At 38.0% G+C, this 19,587-nt stretch carries 20 protein-coding genes and 1 tRNA gene; 3 read left to right on the plus strand and 18 right to left on the minus strand.

Translation table 11 applies throughout. The features are described from left to right. Nucleotides 1-9 precede the first annotated feature (9 nt). Entirely contained in the window at nt 10-879 is an 870-nt protein-coding gene (locus tag IHV12_RS14100; RefSeq protein ID WP_197128204.1) for a LysR family transcriptional regulator, read from the minus strand. Nucleotides 880-995: 116 nt separating this feature from the next. Between IHV12_RS14100 and IHV12_RS14105 the strand changes: the two genes are divergently transcribed. Continuing rightward, a complete protein-coding gene (locus IHV12_RS14105) occupies nt 996-1,736 on the plus strand; it encodes a sulfite exporter TauE/SafE family protein (protein ID WP_197191226.1) in 741 nt (246 codons plus the stop codon). Between the two features lie 6 nt (nt 1,737-1,742). Continuing rightward, nucleotides 1,743-2,108 (plus strand): VOC family protein, encoded by a 366-nt coding sequence (locus IHV12_RS14110; RefSeq protein WP_197127590.1) that lies wholly within the window; start codon nt 1,743-1,745, stop codon nt 2,106-2,108. On the opposite strand, the gene IHV12_RS14115 is transcribed toward IHV12_RS14110, so the two are convergent. The 15 genes from IHV12_RS14115 to IHV12_RS14185 all read right to left on the minus strand — a co-directional run bounded on the left by IHV12_RS14115 (nt 2,100) and on the right by IHV12_RS14185 (nt 17,370). Then, complete coding sequence (locus IHV12_RS14115) at nt 2,100-2,990, minus strand: cation diffusion facilitator family transporter (protein ID WP_197127589.1); 891 nt, start codon at nt 2,988-2,990, stop codon at nt 2,100-2,102. The genes IHV12_RS14110 and IHV12_RS14115 overlap by 9 nt on opposite strands. 91 nt (nt 2,991-3,081) lie before the next feature. After that, nucleotides 3,082-3,828 (minus strand): SDR family NAD(P)-dependent oxidoreductase, encoded by a 747-nt coding sequence (locus IHV12_RS14120; RefSeq protein WP_197191227.1) that lies wholly within the window; start codon nt 3,826-3,828, stop codon nt 3,082-3,084. Nucleotides 3,829-3,964: 136 nt separating this feature from the next. Next, nucleotides 3,965-5,176, minus strand: a complete 1,212-nt coding sequence (gene lhgO / locus IHV12_RS14125; protein WP_197191228.1) for an L-2-hydroxyglutarate oxidase — start codon at nt 5,174-5,176, stop codon at nt 3,965-3,967. A gap of 27 nt (nt 5,177-5,203) precedes the next feature. Further along, a complete protein-coding gene (gene glaH, locus IHV12_RS14130) occupies nt 5,204-6,139 on the minus strand; it encodes a glutarate dioxygenase GlaH (RefSeq protein ID WP_197191229.1) in 936 nt (311 codons plus the stop codon). A 260-nt stretch (nt 6,140-6,399) separates the two neighbouring features. After that, the gene (locus IHV12_RS14135; RefSeq protein ID WP_197191230.1) at nt 6,400-6,726 is read right to left on the minus strand and encodes a DUF3870 domain-containing protein; all 327 of its coding nucleotides are present in this window, start codon (nt 6,724-6,726) and stop codon (nt 6,400-6,402) included. Between the two features lie 50 nt (nt 6,727-6,776). Next, on the minus strand, nt 6,777-7,178 hold the full coding sequence (locus IHV12_RS14140) for a PaaI family thioesterase (RefSeq protein WP_197127584.1): 402 nt from the start codon (nt 7,176-7,178) through the stop codon (nt 6,777-6,779). Nucleotides 7,179-7,204: 26 nt separating this feature from the next. Beyond that, the gene (locus IHV12_RS14145; RefSeq protein ID WP_197127583.1) at nt 7,205-7,987 is read right to left on the minus strand and encodes an enoyl-CoA hydratase/isomerase family protein; all 783 of its coding nucleotides are present in this window, start codon (nt 7,985-7,987) and stop codon (nt 7,205-7,207) included. 2 nt (nt 7,988-7,989) lie between these two features. Continuing rightward, nucleotides 7,990-9,165, minus strand: a complete 1,176-nt coding sequence (locus IHV12_RS14150) for a thiolase family protein (RefSeq protein ID WP_197191231.1) — start codon at nt 9,163-9,165, stop codon at nt 7,990-7,992. A gap of 1 nt (nt 9,166) precedes the next feature. After that, the gene (locus IHV12_RS14155) at nt 9,167-9,574 is read right to left on the minus strand and encodes a PaaI family thioesterase (protein WP_197191232.1); all 408 of its coding nucleotides are present in this window, start codon (nt 9,572-9,574) and stop codon (nt 9,167-9,169) included. A gap of 84 nt (nt 9,575-9,658) precedes the next feature. Continuing rightward, on the minus strand, nt 9,659-10,552 hold the full coding sequence (locus IHV12_RS14160; RefSeq protein WP_197191233.1) for a 3-hydroxyacyl-CoA dehydrogenase family protein: 894 nt from the start codon (nt 10,550-10,552) through the stop codon (nt 9,659-9,661). Continuing rightward, nucleotides 10,545-12,167: a long-chain-fatty-acid--CoA ligase gene (locus IHV12_RS14165; protein ID WP_197191234.1), complete on the minus strand. Its 1,623-nt coding sequence runs from the start codon at nt 12,165-12,167 to the stop codon at nt 10,545-10,547. The genes IHV12_RS14160 and IHV12_RS14165 overlap by 8 nt, the downstream gene beginning before the upstream one ends. A 40-nt stretch (nt 12,168-12,207) precedes the next feature. Then, nucleotides 12,208-13,485 carry an MFS transporter gene (locus IHV12_RS14170; RefSeq protein ID WP_197191235.1) on the minus strand — a complete coding sequence of 426 codons (1,278 nt, stop codon included), beginning with the start codon at nt 13,483-13,485 and terminating at the stop codon, nt 12,208-12,210. Nucleotides 13,486-13,519: 34 nt separating this feature from the next. Further along, the gene (locus IHV12_RS14175) at nt 13,520-14,668 is read right to left on the minus strand and encodes an acyl-CoA dehydrogenase family protein (protein ID WP_197191236.1); all 1,149 of its coding nucleotides are present in this window, start codon (nt 14,666-14,668) and stop codon (nt 13,520-13,522) included. Nucleotides 14,669-15,050: 382 nt separating this feature from the next. Continuing rightward, nucleotides 15,051-16,727 carry a sigma-54 interaction domain-containing protein gene (locus IHV12_RS14180; RefSeq protein WP_197191237.1) on the minus strand — a complete coding sequence of 559 codons (1,677 nt, stop codon included), beginning with the start codon at nt 16,725-16,727 and terminating at the stop codon, nt 15,051-15,053. Between the two features lie 193 nt (nt 16,728-16,920). Then, nucleotides 16,921-17,370, minus strand: a complete 450-nt coding sequence (locus tag IHV12_RS14185) for a CotD family spore coat protein (RefSeq protein ID WP_231618128.1) — start codon at nt 17,368-17,370, stop codon at nt 16,921-16,923. 175 nt (nt 17,371-17,545) lie between these two features. Here IHV12_RS14185 and IHV12_RS14190 point away from each other — a divergent pair, with 175 nt between their 5' ends. Then, complete coding sequence (locus IHV12_RS14190; protein WP_197191238.1) at nt 17,546-18,871, plus strand: short-chain fatty acid transporter; 1,326 nt, start codon at nt 17,546-17,548, stop codon at nt 18,869-18,871. Nucleotides 18,872-18,941: 70 nt separating this feature from the next. On the opposite strand, the gene IHV12_RS14195 is transcribed toward IHV12_RS14190, so the two are convergent. Together IHV12_RS14195 and IHV12_RS14200 are read right to left on the minus strand one after the other, a co-directional pair. Continuing rightward, nucleotides 18,942-19,017, minus strand: a tRNA-Val gene (locus IHV12_RS14195). A 138-nt stretch (nt 19,018-19,155) separates the two neighbouring features. Continuing rightward, complete coding sequence (locus IHV12_RS14200) at nt 19,156-19,521, minus strand: hypothetical protein (RefSeq protein ID WP_197127574.1); 366 nt, start codon at nt 19,519-19,521, stop codon at nt 19,156-19,158. Between the last annotated feature and the right edge of the window lie 66 nt (nt 19,522-19,587).

Below are 19,587 nucleotides of genomic sequence, written 5' to 3' on the forward strand. Positions count from 1 at the left end.
ATTCAAACGTTATTCATTGGTTAGTTTTCGAATCAAATCCATAAACACATTCACTTGTTTTAGCTCCGATCCCGTACCGTGATGAATGAGCCAAGTATCTCGTTTAATGGCATTACCCTTTTTATCTGTTAATGGAATCTTAAACATATCATCCTCTGGTCGAAGACTGATCGATGGGAGAATCGCATAACCAATTCCATTTAGCGCCATCTGCTTACACGTTTCAATCTGGTCAACAACAATCGTCTTTTGCGGTGTTGTTTTAAAATGAGTGTGCCACCAATCTTGTATTTCTTGATAATAAGTTGAATGGCTCTTGAATTGAATAAATGGTTTAGTCGTATCTGAAAGCTCGTCAATGGATGAAATCGTCGTATCTACTAAGTATAAATGATCTGACAAAATATGCTCTTTACTGCCTCTCCACTCTGGATTTCCTCTTACAATGCCAAGATGGATCTTATCTTCATAAAGGTGTTTAATGATTTCAGAACTCCAACCCGTAATAAGTGATATATTTACATGAGGGTATAGATTTACATACTCCTTTAACACATGGGGCAACCAATATTGACCTATGATTGAGGCAACCGCAAGCTTTAATGTGCCGTGAACATGCTCTGAAAGAGATTGAAGTTCTTCTTTTACAAGTTCTTCTTTTTGAAGAACTTCCGTTACAAAAGCAAGAATCTTTTCTCCAGAGGGCGTTAAATTCAATCCTTTTTGAGAACGAATGAAAATGATGGTTCCCCAATTATTTTCAATCGTTTGAAGTCGCTGACTAAGAGCTGGTTGAGATACATAAAGCCGCTCAGATGCTTTTCTCATGTTTAATTCTTCAGCAAGAACTTTTAAAATACGAAATTCAGATAACTGCATCATTTCTCCTTCTTTTACTATGATAAGTTTTACTTATTGAAAAATATCTATTTTATGTAATTTATTTTAAGTATACCTTAACATAGGATAGATATGTAAAGGGAAAATGAAGGGATGTGAAAACACTGTATATCCTAATATTCGTTGGGTTTGTAGCGACTTTTATCGGCACTCTTTCTGGAAGTGGCGGCATGATCAATTTTCCTATCATGTTATTGTTAGGTGTTCCAGTCCACTCTGCGATTGCAGCGAATAAATTTGCCAATATGTTCAGTTCTTTTTCAAGCTTTTTTGTTCTCTTACGAAAAAATGATACAAAGCTTACCCCTTACATCATTTCTGGTGTTATCAGTCTACTAGGAGGAATTGCAGGTGGCTTGACTGCTTCCTTAATCTCTAGAGAGAATTTAACCATCATCGCACTTTTCTTACTCACGTCTGCACTCTTCTTAACTTTTCTAAAAACAAAAAGAGAAAAAGATCCAAATGATGAGATCAAACAGCTCCCTCCGAGTAAGTATCCATACCTTTTTGGCATCGGGGCATATGACGGCTTATTCGGTCCAGGTCAAGGTACCTTGCAGATGCAGCTTTTTATGCGAAACGGCTTTTCCTATATTCGCACCGTCTCATTTACACGATTCAATACGTTCTTAAGCTGTACAGGGGCTGTATTCACTTATTTATGGGCAGGACATTATATGTGGAGTGTGGCTATACCGCTTACGATTGGAAGTATATGCGGTGCTCAAGCTGCGGTAAAACTTGCACCTCATTTAAAAACAAAACAAGTTACAATCCTTATGAGGACTGTAACTGTTCTGCTAATTATTCAATTAATTATTCAATGGAGGTAATAAACCATGAAAATAACAGGTATCCATCATGTCCAAATATGTATTCCACGAGAAAAGGAAGATGAAGCACGAGCTTTTTATAAAGGAATCCTGCAACTTGAAGAAATTCCAAAACCAGATGCTCTTCGAAAAAATGGTGGGATGTGGTTCCAATTCGGTCATCAACAACTACACATCGGAGTGGAAGATCAGGTTTACAAAGGTAAACATCACCCGGCCTTTTTAGTCGATGACCTCACAAGTTTCAAAGATCATTTGGCTCTTCATCAAGTACCGATACAACAAGAACTGCCGTTTCCTGGATTTTCACGCTTTACGATACGAGATCCCTTCGGAAATCGGATAGAATTCATTCAGCCCTCTTCACTTTAATGAATTATCTTTGTTCTTTCCGTCCTCTGGTTCAACGTGAACTTGTATACTCTCGACATTATAAGCTTCTTTAATCGTGTCTTCTATCTTTTCTGTGATCTCGTGACTTTCCACTACATTAAGGGAAGGATCAACTTTAATCGTTACATCGATAATAGCTCGGTTACCGTGTTTACGAGCTTTCAGGTCTCCCACGTTCTCTACACCTTCAACATCTAAAATCTTGTGTTCCATTTCCTTGCCTTCTTCATAATCAAAGCCATCTGAAAGGTTATGGGAGGTTTCAGTGAAAATCTCCCAACCTGTCTTAATGATGATCAGACCAACAAGAACTGCTGCTGCTGGATCTAGCCACGGTAAGCCGATCTGTGCGCCAAGAATTCCGACTGCTGCTCCAATACTGACAAATGCGTCTGAACGGTTATCAAGAGCGGCTGCTTTCAGCCCTTGGCTGTCTGTTTCTTTTGCAACTTTTATATTATACAAATAAACGATCAACATCACAGCTGCACCGAACAGAGCGATCAAGGCCGCCGTAAGTGAAGGCTCCGTTTCCACTCCGTTAAACATCTTTTTAATAGATGAAATCAATACTTCAATACCAATGACTACCATAATAAATGAAGCAACCATCGATGCAATCGTTTCTGCACGCAAGTGTCCATAAGGATGATCCTCATCTGCTGGCTTCCTTGAAATTTTCAATCCTATTAATACTGCGATAGAAGCGATAATGTCAGTAGCATTGTTTAATCCGTCAGCAACTAATGCATCGGAATTATAAAAAATACCTGACACAAGTTTAACTATTGATAGAAAAATATATGCTCCTAGACTAAGATAAACACCGCGTTCCACTCTTTTTTGCTGATCAGATTGCATTCTCTATTCTCCTTCGTTAAATAATACCTTTTACATCATAAAGAATGGATTGGGGGTGGGTCTAGAGCAATCTTTTTCCCTATAGGAAACATTAATGTTCATAGATCATTTTTCTAGTCATCCCGCCATCGATCGTAATATTTTCCCCGGTAATAAAATTATTGTCAGACTGCGCTAAAAATAAGCATGCCCTTGAAATATCAGCTGGCATACCCACTCTTTTTGAGAGATGCTGATCGTGATCAACTTCACGCAGCTCTTTATAATCTCCTGTATGTATCCAACCAGGACTAATAGAATTCACGGTAATAAAATCTTCAGAGAACGATGCAGCCAAGGCGTGAGTTAAAGCAACAATTCCACCTTTAGTTGCCGCATATGCTTCGGAATGAGGCTCAGACATTACCGCACGAGTGGAAGCCATATTGATGATAGAACCTCCTCCAGACTGGGACATGTACTTAGCCGCTTCTCTAGAAAAAAGAAAAACACTTCGCAAGTTCGTGTTTAAAATGTCATCCCATTCATCTATTGTTAATTCATATGGCGATTTCCATTTTGAAATACCAGCGTTGTTGATAACACAGTTCAGACCGCCTAATCTATCATGTGTTTCTGATACTGCCTTAATAATTTCCTCTGGATTTTTTACATCGCATGTAATAAAGATGCTATCTGCTTGAATTTGACGGACTTCAGAAAATGTAGTTTCAAGCTCATTTTTATTGTAATCAATTAGCGAGACCTTCCATCCTGCTTTGGCAAAATCAATTGCTATCTGTTTTCCAATTCCCTCGGCTGCACCTGTAACCAATACTATACCTCTAGTCTTAACCATAATAAGTTCCTCCTAAAATAAAAAATCCATATATACTATTCTTTCCCCTCTTTCTATTATTTTCATCAACGACTTACACATAAAAAAAGAGCATAAAAACAATTGTTTTTACACTCTCTTCTCTTTACATTCCAAACTATCTTGCAGCAAAAAGTTTATACTCTAATTCAGGCACTCTTTTAGCAATTTCTCTTCCGATTGGAAAACATGCAGTAGCTGCTGGAGAAGGTGCATTACACACATTAATACTTCGTTTACTCTGTTCAATGAAGAAATCATCGACTAATGAGCCGTCAGATCGCAAAGCTTGTGCTCTAACACCAGATGGTGAAGGTATAATATCACTTTCTTGAATGTCTGGTACGAGCTCTTGAAGGCTCTTTACAAAGGCTTTCTTGCTTAAAGATCGCCAAATTTCTACCGTTCCTTCTTTCCAATATTTACGTGCCATCTTCCAAAAACCTGAATATAGCATGATTTCCGTTGCATCTTTAAAGTTAATATCACGTTTTAAATAGCCTTCCCTTTTTAATCCTAAAACGGCATTCGGACCAGCCTCAACGCCACCATTTATCATTCTAGTAAAATGCACACCTAAAAAAGGAAACTCTGGATTCGGAACAGGATATATTAAATTTTTCACTAAATACTGTTTATCTGGTTTAAGTTCGAAATACTCTCCTCTAAAAGGGATTATTTTTAGATCTGGTGATAAACCCGTCATTTTAGCAAGCCGATCACTGTGTAGTCCGCCACAGTTCACAATATATTTAGCAGTGAAATCCTTTTGATTTGTGACAATATCTACTTGCTCGTTTTTTTCAATAATCTTTTTTACTTCAGTATTTAAAAGCAGTTCAACTCCATGCTTTTCTAAAATGGAAACAAGAGTCAAACATACCTGTTTATAGTCTACAATGCCAGCTGAAGGTACCTTAACTGCCTGTATCCCATGAACAAATGGTTCCTCTTCTTTTATTTGTTCTGGACCAATCATTGATAGCTCAAGCTCGTTTGCAATGCCTCTTTGATACAAATTTTTAATATGCGGCAATTCATCTTGTTTCGTTGCCACTATAACTTTGCCGCATTGTTCATAGTTCACATTGTACTTTTGACAAAAGTCTATCATTTCTTTATTTCCTTCTTTTGCAAACTTAGCTTTTAAACTTCCTGGTTTATAGTAAATGCCTGAGTGGATTACACCGCTGTTATTTCCTGTCTGATGTTTTGACCATGAATCTTCCTTTTCTAATACGCTAAGACGAGCGTGTGGAAATCTCTTGCTTAATGAGTACGCAGTGGATAATCCAACAATTCCTCCCCCTATAATTACGATATCTTCCATATTTCCCTCCGGATATGTTCGTAGTTGTTACACTCTAGCAAAATAACCTCTTTGTCTTAATAATTCACGATGAAGCTCAGGATTCTTTGCGAATGCAGCTCTGCCATGCAGCCAGAAAGTATTGTTCACCATAACAAGGTCTCCAACAGGGAGAGGGAGGTCGATGGTGTACTTGCTGTTCTCCATAGACTCAGAAAGATTTTTTAAGTAAACGGCTTGATCCATCGTTGTTGGATGAGCAAATTGGTCAATAAAACAGATACATGGTTTGCCGTTATGTTCAAAAAATGTTTCATTATAAACATTTTTTGCAACATTTTTACTAGCCGGTGCCTTATATTCAATACGACAAGTTGCTAATGGGTGGCGGGAAAAGTGGTCTAATTCTTCCCAATCATCTAAATGTAAAACCCGAGACTCTCCACCTTTCGCATTTTCTTCCGCAAACTTCATCATTAGAAGCCAATCTGTAGGTTCATCTACGAACGTTCCATCTGTATGAAGAGTAAAACGTCGATATGCTTGCCTTAAGTAGGAATCACTTTCGTCTGTATCTTTAACTGTAAATCTAGCGTAGTAGGTTCCTGACATCGCATCAAAGTTTACCCCTCCGATCAAGTGAGATAAAGCAGTTGAAAATTTAATATACTCATCATAATTTTGAGTTAACCCTTGCATTCCGACTGTAAAACCACCTGTATTCCGATCGTGTAATATGGAACGAACGGTATCAGAAAATGAACTACCTAAGTGTCTTTCCAATGATTGCGATAATACGAGTCTCATATAAGGAACGTACTCTAATTGTTGTGCATTCACTAGTTGATTTTCAGTCAAAAAAGCTAATAATGATTCTTTTTCAATGACAAGATGATATAGTCGTTGATGATCCGGATGACTATTTACCTTAAAAGTACCGTATGTTCCTACAAATGTTTTCTCACTTTCTTTAGTTACGCTCATTTTTCTTCCTCCTTTTTTTTCCACAAAAATAGCCAGTTGTACCATTTCATTAGGAAATGATAAAACTGGCTTGTAGTCTACTTTTGGCTTTTGGTAAAAGTCCGATAGACTTAACAGTTATTATTAATTATAAGTTGCATACTAACTATTACTAGCCGTGGTAGGGGACACCAACCTACGGGTAATATTTATATCATTTTAAATCAGTTTTTATCTTGTGTCAATAAATAAATTGAATAATCAGAAATTTAACAAGTCCATCAGACCTCTGTTTTTGCTCTTATTGCACTATATTGTTTATAGGCATCTTTTACCGCCGTTATTAATGCCGTTTTTGCCTTTCCGTGATAATTTCTTTCGATCGTATTCACAATGGGATCACACCCATCCATGAGACTAAACCCTTTTAATAAACTACTAAAAAAATTTTGAGCATGTTGCGTTGATAAAGTACATGAAGCATTTAGAATCACCCAGTATTGATGATCCGTTTCAATAGTAACTGTTAATGTTTGATGAATTTCACTCGCCGACATACCTTGAGGAAGCTTCGCATGACCTGCAATCATTCTAGTTCGTTCCAACATCACCACCTCCTAGATTTGAAGTGTTATCTCTCATCCTCATGCAACTATTCCTACACATGAATCAACTTAAAAGTCCCTGTTCCTTTTGAAACAACATTTCCGTACTCATCCTTAATTACCCCATCCACAAAAGCGGTCTTATGACCTTTAGAAATAATATGAGCCTCTGCATATATGTAGCCTGTTTTGACTGGTGCTGTAAAATGAACGGTTAAACTCATCGTCACACACCTCGTCTTTGTAACAGAGCGAAGATGCATACTTTGAACGAAGTCAATGATGGAGGCATATACACCCCCATGAAGGGTACCATTCGTATTCAACAATTCATTCTTTATTTTTAATTTTATCCTCACATTTTCTTCTTCAAAAGATACGATCTCTATACCTAAGTGGTGAAGGTATGGACAATGCGCAAATTCTTTGTGGATTTCATCGATTGTTAATGGCATATCGTTTGTCCCTTCTTCCTTCGTTTCTATCTAGACATGAATTCAGGAGCTCTTTTCTCAAGAAAAGCCCTTGTTCCTTCCTTTTTATCTTCGGTTGAAAATAAAACAGCTTGAGCCAGCTTTTCTATTAATAATCCAGCTTTCATATCAGAATCATAACCGGCATGAATGGCTAATTTAGCAAACTTAACTGCCAGCGGTCCTTTAGATATGATTTGATGTGCCGTTCTCTCTACGGATTCTTTCAATTGTCTAGCTGGTGCAACTTCTGATACGAGGCCAATTCTTTCCGCTTCATCTGCCGATATTATTTTTCCAGTCAATATAAGTTCCATCGCTTTTCCTTTTCCGATTAAACGCGCTAATCGTTGTGTTCCCCCTGCACTTGGAATAATACCTAAATTCAATTCAGGAAGACCAAGTTTGGCATCTTGAGAAGCTATTCTAATATCACATGCCATTGCAAGCTCGCATCCTCCGCCTAAAGCATATCCATTTATCATAGCAATAGTCGGCTTCTCAAAACCTTCAATATAATCATACGTTTCTTGCATTCCATCTGGATTGAAAACATCTAAAGGCTCACGGTCTTTCAACTGACTAATATCTGCTCCTGCTGCAAATGATTTGTCTCCTTTCCCTGTAAATACGATACAGTAAATTTGATCATCGTTCTTTAACTCATCCAACGCTTTCTTTATCTCTAAGAGTGTTTCTTTACCCAACGCATTTCGCTGTTCAGGTAAGTTTATAATTAGATAGGCGAGCTGATTAGATTTTTCAACAATAATATTTTGAAAGGTTTGCATGATTACTTCACCTCGTTTGTATTTTCTAATAAAATCGCTATCCCTTGCCCACCACCGATACATGCCGTAACAATCGCACGTTTGGCACGTGTCTTATTCATATGATAGACCGCTTTCGTTATTAAAATCCCTCCGGTCGCTGCAATTGGATGGCCATGCGCGATAGCACCACCGTTAACATTTAATTTTTCTTTTGGAATCTCCAACTCACGGTTACATGCTAGGACTTGGGATGCAAATGCTTCGTTCAATTCCACAAAATCTATATCCTTGATCGACAATTGGTTTCGTTTTAGTAGTTTTCTAACTGCAGGAACCGGCCCCATACCCATCATATTTGGATCTACTCCTGCAACTTGTGAATCTACAACTGCAGCAAGTACTGTTAAATGGCGCTTCTGGGCTTCATCATGAGACATCATCACTAATGCAGACGCACCGTCATTCACACCTGATGCATTTCCAGCTGTAACCGTTCCACCCTCTTTAAATACAGGTGAAAGAGGGGATAAACTTTCTATAGTTGTTGAATGGCGAGGATGTTCATCTTGTTTAAAAACATATGTTTCTTTCTTACCTCTTATCTCAATAGGTACGATTTGCTTATCAAACAATCCCTCTTTCATCGCCCTTGCCATACGTCTTTGACTTTCAGCTGCATATTCGTCTTGTTCTTCTCTTGTAATCTTATATTTTTCAGCAACATTTTCAGCTGTGATGCCCATTGGTGGGTCGCCAATGTCGTCAGGAGAGAGTTTTCTCTTAATAAATTGTGGAGGATTTCGGTCATACGGTCTAGTTGCTGGTGATAATAGATAGGGAGAACGGGACATGCTTTCTACTCCTCCAGTTAAATACACACTTCCTCTTCCAGCCTTGATAAGATCTGCTGCAAGGGCAACTGCATTAATGCCTGTACCACATTGACGGTCAATCGTCATACCAGGTACTTCAAATGGTATTCCAGCTTGTAATAACGTCATTCGTGCTGGATTTCCTCCTCCACTTAAACAATTCCCAAAAATTACATCATCGATCTCGTGATGCTGAATTTCTGCTCTTCTCACTGCCTCTCTCATTACTTCTGCTCCGAACATATAATAAGGAAGTGTCGCCAAAGCCCCTCCTTGTTTGCCGATTGCTGTTCTAACAGCTGACACAATAACAGGTGTAGTCATTTTAGTATTTACGCTCCCCTCCTGCCGGAATGATTTTGAAAGTAGCCGAACCTGAAGCACAATGATTTCCATTCTCATCAAATATGTCTCCTACTCCACTTCCAATATTTCCGGTTATATTAATAGAACGTCCTTTGCATGTAAGTTGCTCTACATACCTGTTTTCATATACTTGAACATGCATGTTAATCGTTATCGTAAAGCAATTTTTCATTTCTGTAATCGAAGTCCCAAGTGCTATATCAAGCAGGGTATAATAGATTCCATTTGATAACACTCCTGACTCATTACAATGCTCTTCTTTCATATTGAGTGATATGATGACATTCTTATTGTCATTTGGTTCCCTCTTTATTCCTAGATGATTAAAGAATGCTGAATGTGAATTATAATTTCTTTTGTTTATCATGATTTCATTCTCCCGTAACCATTTTTAAGAACTGAAGAAGAACAGGGTGCTTCACGCCCGTTAGACTGATGGGAGAGATAAATACTATAAAACTACTTCTACTTTTCTTCCTTTTTCATCGTATTCATAAAATCCTTTACCTGTTTTTTTACCTAATTCTCCTTTTCTTACTTTTTCAGCTACAACTTTTGAAGGCTTTTCGTTTTCATCTCCACTTTCCTCAAACCTCTGCATTCGAACATAATAATTAACGTCTAAACCTGTTAAATCCATTAAAGCAAACGGACCGATTGGATGATTAAGCGCTTTTTTGCAAACTAAGTCAATTTCGTCATGTGTTGCATAACCATTCTCATATAGAAAAAGTGCTTCATCCATTAGTTTTCCTAAGATACGGTTCGCAATAAATCCTGAAATTTCTTTTTTTAGCAATACAGGGGCTTTATTGATGCTTCGAACAAAATCCATACATCTTTCAGAAGTTTGATTCGACGTATGTGGTCCTTTTACTACTTCAACAAGTTCCATAACAAGTGCAGGGTTGAAAAAATGAATATTACATACATTCTCTGGTCGACTTACAGCTTCTGCAATTTTTGAGCTTACAATCGTTGAACTATTTGTTGCCAGTATCGTCTGTTCTGAAACTATTTTTTCTACGTTTTGAAACAATTCTTTCTTCGCGTCTAACTTTTCAATGATTGCTTCTATAACAAGATCCGCTTCTGATAACTCATCTAAAGAAGTAGTAAAGGTAATGAGATTAAACGCCTGCTTCACCTCGTTTGATGTTAACTTCCCTTTTGTGACTCTTTTTTCCATCTGCTTCTTTAATTGCTCTTTTCCTTTAACAAGACTTTCTTCACGAATATCTTGCAGTACGACAGGATACCCAGCTAGAGCACATACCATTGCAATCTGTGATCCCATCGCACCTGAACCTACGACTGCTACTCTTTGAATAGACATATTATTCATTCACTCTCACTCCTTTTTCCATCTCTTCTTTAACTAATAGTCTTTTTAATAACTTGCCTACTCCATTCCTAGGGAGACTTTCTCTCACTTCAATACTCTTTGGCACTTTATATGGAGTAAGATTGGAGTAACAATGACTTTTCAGTGCATCGGTGTCTATAGTTCGTCCTTCTTTAGGGACAACATACGCTTTTACGATCTCATCATGTATTTCATCTGGAATGCCTACTACAGCTGCTTCCTTCACATCTTCATGATCATATAAAACGCTTTCAATTTCTTGCGGATAAATATTAAATCCACCAAAAATAATCATTTCTTTTTTTCTTCCGACGATATAAAAGTACCCATCATGATCCATCGTTGCTAAATCACCCGTGCGGAGCCAACCATTCACAAGCGCATGTTTCGTTTCAGATTCATTGTTCCAATACCCTTTCATAACTTGAGGACCTCTGATCAACAGCTCACCTACGTAGTTTGGTTCGAGAAGGTTATGCTCATTATCCGTTATACAGCAATCGGTTTCTGGAACTGGAATACCGATGCTTCCTACCTTCCGTTTTCCATTGATCGGAGTTCGATGGGTGGTAGGAGATGTTTCAGACATTCCGAATCCTTCTAGAATTGTCGCGCCAGAAACCTCTTCAAATCTTCTAATTACTTCTACAGGAAGAGGAGCTGATCCTGAAGAACATATTTTCAAACTGTTTAATCCAAACTGCTCTGCATTTGGGTAATTAGCGATTGAAATATACATTTTAGGAACGCCTGGAAAAACAGTAGGTCTGTATTTTTTTATCGCCTTCATCATTTTATCGATATCAAACTTGTCCAATAATAACAGGTTAGCTCCTAAGAAAATGCCCACATTCATTGCACTCGTCATCGCATAAACATGATAAAGCGGTGTTACGGTTAAGACCGTTTCTTTACCTGGAATATATTTTTGTCTATACATCGTAAAACTCTGATACGCATTCGTTGTTAAATTATGATGAGTTAACATGGCACCTTTTATTTTACCTGTCGTCCCACCTGTGTATTGAATGACAGCTATATCATCTTTAGCCTTGATCTCGACTGGGCAGTATAATGGTGAACCTTGTTCAATGAGCTCGTCCAAGGTAAGAAAGTAATCTGTTTTTTGTTTTTTTACCTGGGATGTCATAACGTATTTAAAAGGGTAGAATTCTTCAATCTCATAGATGGTTTGCAATGACCGATTATCTGCAACAATATAAGAAACTTTTGCATCGTCCAAAATTTGCAGAAATTCTCTTGGTGTATAAGAAGGGTTAATTTGAACAATGATCAACCCTAACGACATGGCCGCATAGTAAGAAACGATATAATCAGGGTGATTGCCTAACATCAAACCGATACGTTCACCTTTTTCAAAACCTCGGTCTCTCCAACTGTTTGCTAATCGATCTGTCTTGTTCTTTAATTCCGAATACGTGATAACTTGATCATTAAAGGTTATAGCGGGTTGGTCTCCATATTTGTTTTCTGAGTCTGCTAAAAATGAGTAGAGTGATACTTCTGGAAACACTATTGCTTCGTTCACATCTCGGTAGTATTTGTCCCATGGACGGTTCTGGATCTCGTTCATTCGTATTCCCTCCCAACAAAATTACGAGATTCATATCAGACTAATTGACCTTCTTTTCTAACACTTCCATCTGACCCTGTGATCTTTCCTTGTACGTGGAATCAGGTTTAACAAATAATAGAAACAGCAGTGCAAAAGTCAATACGAGAAAAGCCATAAACAGCACAGAATAGTTATATCCGGTAATCTTACTAGAATCGGAGATCGCAATAATATATCCAGTAATGATTGGCGCGATTATACCTGCAAGATTGCCAGATGAAGTGAGGATACTGGTCATTAAACCTCCTCGTTCTGGCATCTCGTTGATCATAATGGTTGGGCCAATTGGTAAAATTGCATAAGTTAACCCCTTAGACAAACACATGGCTATAATTACCCATACCGGATTTTGATAAAAGGTAATAGAAGCCATTAATAACGCTCCAATCACCATAGAGATTCCTACAACATAAACTCTGGAAATCCGCCAATTCTCATTCTTCTTGTATAGATGATCAGAAATAAAAGACACTCCGATATAGATAAACGTGGACACTATACCGATAATCATCACGGCTAAACCCATTTGCTTAGATGTCATTTCCACAACTTCCACTAAGTAGATCGGCAGCCAAACAGCGATCCAAACGACCAGGAAATAGGTTGAAAAGTAAGCGAGTGTTGTAAATAATGCAGAAGGAGATAGCAGTAATCTGCCAAAATCTTTTAGATTGATTTTTTCTAGTTTCTCCTTTCGCTTCTTCTCCTTTTCTTCAAATACTTTCAATGGATTTTCTTTCGTAAAAAAATGAAAAGCAACCGCCCAAACGATACTTGCAGCACCTAAACAAGCAAAAGCCGGTTTCCATCCCAACGTGCTAATCAATGCCACAAGAATAGGGGCAACCACCATGGCACCTACTGTTGCACCTGATACGACTACTGAATTAGCAAGACCTCGCAGTTTAGGAGGAAACCACTTATTCGCATGACTATATGCCACTGGGCTGAATGGTCCCTCAAATGCTCCAAGTAGGATACGATAAGCAATTAAAAACGGTAAGGCAGTGATCGCTAACACTCCAAATTGCAGAACTGCCCATGTTAACATCAGTAATCCTAATACTTTCTTAGCTCCTATTCTGTCAGCCCAGGCTGCTCCAAATATACCTGTTACCGGATACAACCAGTAATAGCTGCTTCCTACAAGACCCCATTCCGTATAGGAAAGATTAAAGTCCTCCATAATTGGAGCTGCAGCAAGTCCAATAATAGACTTGTCTGCAAAATTAATGATCATTCCAAAGAATAATAAAACGAGGACGATCCAACGCATATAATCCCTCATTTCTGTAATTTAGATAAGGATTTTAATTTTCTTCAAGAATTCTTCTCGAGATAATTAACCGTTGAATCTCATTGGTCCCTTCATAAATCTTTGTGATCCTTGCATCTCTGTAGAACCGCTCAACAGGATAATCGGAAACGTAACCCATTCCGCCATGAATTTGAACAGCTTTATCGGCCACTCTATTGAACACATCACTTGCAAATAATTTAGCCATAGAAGCTTCTTTAATCACTTTCTTTCCTTCATCGACCATTTGCGCTGCTTTCAACGTTAACAAGCGAGCGGCTTCCGTTTCGGTTGCCATATCTGCTAACATCCATTGAATAGCTTGATTATCAGCAATCGGTTTTCCAAACTGTTTCCGTTCCTTTGCATAAGATGCAGAGAGCTCGATCAGTTTGTCACATGAACCTACTGCTCTTGCAGCTAATCCTATTCGTCCCTCTCCCAATATCTTTAAAGCAGACATATAGCCCATACCAACTTCACCAATCACGTTCTCTTCAGGTACTTCACAATCTTCAAATATGAGTTGCGCTGTATAAGATCCACGTAAACCCATTTTTTTATCTTTTTTCCCTATACTAAATCCAGGTGAATTCCTCTCAATCAAAAAGGCAGTTATTCCGCCTTTAGCCCCTTTTTCTTTATCTGTTAAAGCAAAGACTGTGAAAAAATCGGCGATCGGAGCATTGGTAATAAAGTGTTTCGTTCCATTCAAGATCCATTTATCACCATTTTTTACAGCTCGAGTTGATAAGTTGGTCGCATCAGATCCAGCACCAGGTTCAGATAGAGCAAACGCAGCGATCCTATCACCTGTCGCCATCGCTGGTAAGTATTTCTGCTTGAGCTCTTCCGATGCAAGTTTTACAAGTCCCGTACTTCCGATGCCGGTATGAGCACCTATTAAACTCACAAATCCATTGTGAGTGCGTCCAAGCTGTTCCAGCACCGTTGCTTTTCCAACTGTATTTAAACCGATTCCCCCATATTCCTCTGGTATACTCATCCCGAATAAACCAAGTTCTTTTGCTTGTTCTACCAAATGTTGCGGTATCTTATCATCCTCTTCAATTTGTTGAGCATAAGGCTCTACCTCGTTTTCAACAAAGTTTTTCACCATTTGTTTCATCTGTTCAATTTCTGGGGCTAATGTCGTAATCATTTTCTTCCTCCTTTTGAATACAAAAATTTTGAAAAAGTTCTTAGTTAACAGATATGCAATTTCCATGCCAACTCTAGAGAATGTTCATTTTTCTGCAAATCAGATACATGAATTCACTATAAAGTGCTGATCTCCGTATCACATGATCGCTATCCGCGTGTTGTCCGGCGAACCCCCGCAGAAGTTTCGGGAATCTTTCCCGCACTCATCTGTCAATAACATGAATAACAATATGAGTAAAAAGAGCGGAATTCATAAATGAATCAAAATCGTAACAAATTGGATATTCCTTCTATGATTTAAAAAAGAATCAATGATTCAAAAATGAATCATTGATAACTATTAAAAGCAAAAAGCCCCTTCTTAAAAGAAGTGGCTTGATTTACTCATTTAAACGGATATTATATTTTTTTAGTTTTCTTACGATTGTTGGCTGACTTGTATCAAGAGCTTTAGCAAGTTCATAGGTGGTTGTGTATTTGATTGCTGCTTGACTTAAATATTTTCTTTCTGCATGTTCAACAACTTCTTTTAATGTTTGAATTTCTGTTTCATTCATTGAAGCTTTACTTGACTGATATTCCTCTGGTAAATGTCTCAGTCCCAATAAATCCTCACTGTTAAGAAGGACAAGCTGCTCTAATACATTTGAAAGCTCTCTTATATTACCCGGAAAAGAATACTTGTAAAAAAATGCATTGAGCTCTGAATCTATTACTTTTGCTGTGTTGTACTTTTGGTTGATTTGTTCCAAAAATAATGAAATTAAACTAGGAATCTCTTTCCTTCTTTCACGAAGGGCTGGTATGAATAAAGGAACAACATTTAGTCGATAAAATAAATCCTCTCTAAACGTTCCCTTTTGCACCATCTCTTTTAAGTTACGGTTCGTAGCAGCAATAATACGTACATCCACTTTCTTAGTTACTGTTCCGCCAACACGTTGAATCTCTTTTTCTTGAATAACTTTTAACAGTTTCACCTGAAGGGTCGACGGCATCTCTCCAACTTCATCTAAAAATAATACGCCTTTATCAGCTAATTCAAACAAACCTGGTTTTCCCTGTTTGTTTGCACCTGTAAAGGCTCCCGGTGCATACCCAAACAATTCAGATTCTAATAGATCAGCAGGAATAGCACCACAATTTACTTTAACAAACGTGCCACTTCTTTTTCTCTCGCTTTTATTATAGATGTACTTTGCCAGTACATCCTTACCTACCCCAGTTTCTCCTAAAATAAGTACAGTTGCCGATACATCCGCAATTCGACTCGCTGTATCGTAGATAAGTTTCATTTGATCCGCCTCAACAACTGTTTTTCCACCAAATAAAGATGCGCTCCCTTTTAAGCGTTCTATTTCTTTTTGGTAACTTTCGTTTAACTTATTCGCCTGACTAAGTGCTTTTTGTAAACTGTTTAATTCAGATAGATCACGTATATTGGTAACGACACTTTCAACTTCACCGTTTTCATTAAAAACAGGATTTCCTGTAAGCAGAGTTTCGCGTCCAGAATAGCTTAATTGAATGTGTGTGACACTTTTCTTCTTTTGGATGACTTTATCTGTGATCGAGTTTTCAAGAATTCCTCTTTTCACTAGATCATCCACTTTTTTATTTATGTAATATTCCTTTGGTATTCCTGTTATTCGTTCAATGGCAGAGTTTGTCCGTAACGTAATTCCGTCTTTATCTGTTATATAAATGCCATCGTATGAACTTTCAATGATAGCATCAAGGTGAAGATTCAATCTCTGAAGTTCTTTCACTTCTTCAGACTTCTTTTCCAATTCAGCAGAAACGATTCCTACGTAAACAAACCTATTACCTGATATTTTATCTTTAATAAAAATAAAGTTCTTATCCTTCAAACGAGCTTGAATTAAATTGCCTCCTGATGTTGGTTTCCACTCATCGAATACTGTTTCAATTGATTCATTTATAACAGTGTTGTTTATTTCTTCTTTCAATCGATCATTCATTATTAAGATTACATTGTTTAGAGTTGCTTCTATATAGAAAAAAGAAATCGTGTCCTTCTCCAATATTGCTGGCATGTATGTCCCTCCTTAGAAGTCGTCTGGTAAACTCTTTAAAAGTAAACTAATGGTTTTTCTATTAGCCGATTGTTTAATCATACTATTTTTTATTCATTATAGTTAGAAAAGTTTAATTATTCAAAAATCTATAACGTGTGGAGTGTACTAGTCGAAATAATGAAAGCTGCCGACCGTGTCGACAGCTTCACTATTACTTCTTTCTCCAAGGACCACATGGACCACATGGAGGAGGGCATGGCGGGGGACAAGGTGCCATGATGGGTTGGACCGTTCCACAAAGGTTTTGCTGCGTTGCTTGGTTTACGACGTTCGTGTTCTGAGGGAAATAATGTACATATTTATAGTTCATCTGGTTGACTTGAGTCGTTTGAGTTGGATGAACCATCGGAACATATACATCTTGCTGGTTATATTGAACTTGTTGGTTCGTAGGGCTAAACTGTGCAGGCATAACTTGTGGAGGATAATATTGAGATGGTGATACTGCTGGGTATCCACATCCACCCATCTGGGGCATCTGTTGCATAGCTCCCATCGTAGGCGCCATCTGACCCATTGCTCCCATCGTAGGTCCCATTGCACCCATATTAGGAACCATTCCCTTTTTGGCAAAAATGCCAGGGCGTTTAAATAAAGCCAAAAAAATGTTCTCCTTTCAAAAACCTTATATCCTATTTCTCTATATTTTATGTAGGACGACTTAAAAAGTTCGTCCATTTATCAATAAGTATTAAAAGGATTTTGTAGAAATTAATCGAACTGTACTTGAAATACATACTATTCAAATATCATTTATGAGGAGAGGAAGAAGAAATTTGAGACTTTTAATTTCATTTTCAAACAGATTGATGCAAAGGTATATGCCCGATCCTTTTCTGTTGGTCATCTTACTGACATTCTTCGTATGTGGTTTAGCACTATTTGCGACAGATAGCACTCCTGTGCAAATCGTTAATTATTGGGGTACAGGTTTTTGGAGTTTATTAACGTTTTCCATGCAGATGGTGTTAATATTAGTGACCGGCCACGTTATGGCAAGCTCCCCGCTATTTAAGAAACTATTAGGTTACTTAGCAAAAATCCCAAAAACACCTGGGCAAGCTATCATACTCGTAACGTTAGTCGCGCTCGTCGCATGCTGGATCAATTGGGGGTTCGGACTTATAATAGGTGCTCTATTCGCAAAAGAAATTGCGATGAAAGTAAAAGGTGTCGACTACCGGTTATTAATCGCAAGTGCTTATAGTGGTTTTATCATATGGTGTGGAGGTCTATCAGGATCGGTTGTCTTAACAATCGCTACACCGGGACACTTTACCGAAAACATTATGGGAGTTGTTCCGACTAGTGAGACAATCTTTTCATCGTTCAACTTCATTATTCTAGCTGGCTTATTCATAATGGTACCGCTCATTAACAGATTAATGGTTCCTCCGGGTGAAAAAGCGTTTGTAATCGATCCCGCTTTGTTAGAGGACAAGCAATCACATGAGGCAGCAAGTAAAGAAGAAACCCTTCAAACACCTGCTGATCGACTTGAAAATAGTCAGTTATTATCTATTCTCATAGGGCTATTAGGAATCTCATACCTAGTCTATTATTTCACGAAAAATGGATTTAGCTTAAATCTAGATATCGTAAACTTTTTATTCCTTTTTATCGGTATCATCTTACATAAAACACCGCTGTTATTTTTGAAAGCGGTTACGGATGCTGTGAAAAATGCGAGCGGAATTATTATTCAGTTTCCTTTTTATGCAGGACTAATGGGAATCGTAACTTCATCGGGACTTGTGGCGGTCCTATCCAATATGCTTATTTCCTTTTCAAACGAACATACTTTTCATTTATTTACTTTATGGAGTGCTGGCCTCGTTAACTTTTTTGTTCCGTCTGGCGGTGGACAATGGGCGGTTCAAGGACCTGTTATGTTAGAAGCAGCACAAAACTTAGGCGTTTCGTTATCAAGAACGGCTATGGCTGTAGCTTGGGGTGATGCATGGACAAACATGATCCAACCATTCTATGCGCTTCCTGCTTTAGCTATTGCTGGATTAAAAGCAAAAGACATTATGGGATACGGTCTTGTTATGATGATCATTACAGGGGTCTTTATCTCTAGCGTGTTTTTGTTGCTATAACACATTAAAATCCAACAAAGAAAGCATCAAAAAAACCTCCTTATCACTAAGGAGGTTTGCTTATTATGTATGGTGACTCGAGAGGGGTTCGAACCCCCGACCTCTACCCTGTCAAGGTAGCGCTCTCCCAGCTGAGCTATCGAATCAATGCCTTTGTCTAACAAAAATTATTATATATGCTTTTTACGAGTTTTGACAACACTTTTCTTTATTGTTCAACAAAAAAATGTGTCTTCGCCTGTTTATATGTAAACACCGGGAGAAGATCCCGGCTGAATCAACGATTAGTTGAACGTACCTGCAGCAAGATCTCCGTCTTGTACACAAGTTACAGCTATGATGTCTTTACAGTTAACTAGTAGATTACGAGTAGCTGTTCCCGTTGCCGTCGTTACTTCATAAGAGAGCACAACACAGCACTTTGTGTGTTCCCAACGTACAAATCTGAACAACGTAGGATCTGTTGTTCCATTCAAGCTTAACGGTCCAATTCCTTTTAAGACGATTACAAGGAAGCTGTTTAAGTTTTGGCTACAAAAATCAATGTCGTCGGATAGATCACGAAAGAAATCACATACACAGCTATCACAACCGCGTGTGTTATCATGCTTTGTACATTTCTCTTTTCCGTGGAATAAAGAGTCACCCATCGTTACTGACCTCCCATCCATTTTTAGTATTAATCAATCTGTATACCAGATACTAAATAGCATATT

Origin of the sequence: Fictibacillus sp. 7GRE50, assembly GCF_015903875.1 — a bacterium.
In the GTDB taxonomy this organism is placed as follows: Bacteria; Bacillota; Bacilli; order Bacillales; family Fictibacillaceae; genus Fictibacillus; species Fictibacillus phosphorivorans.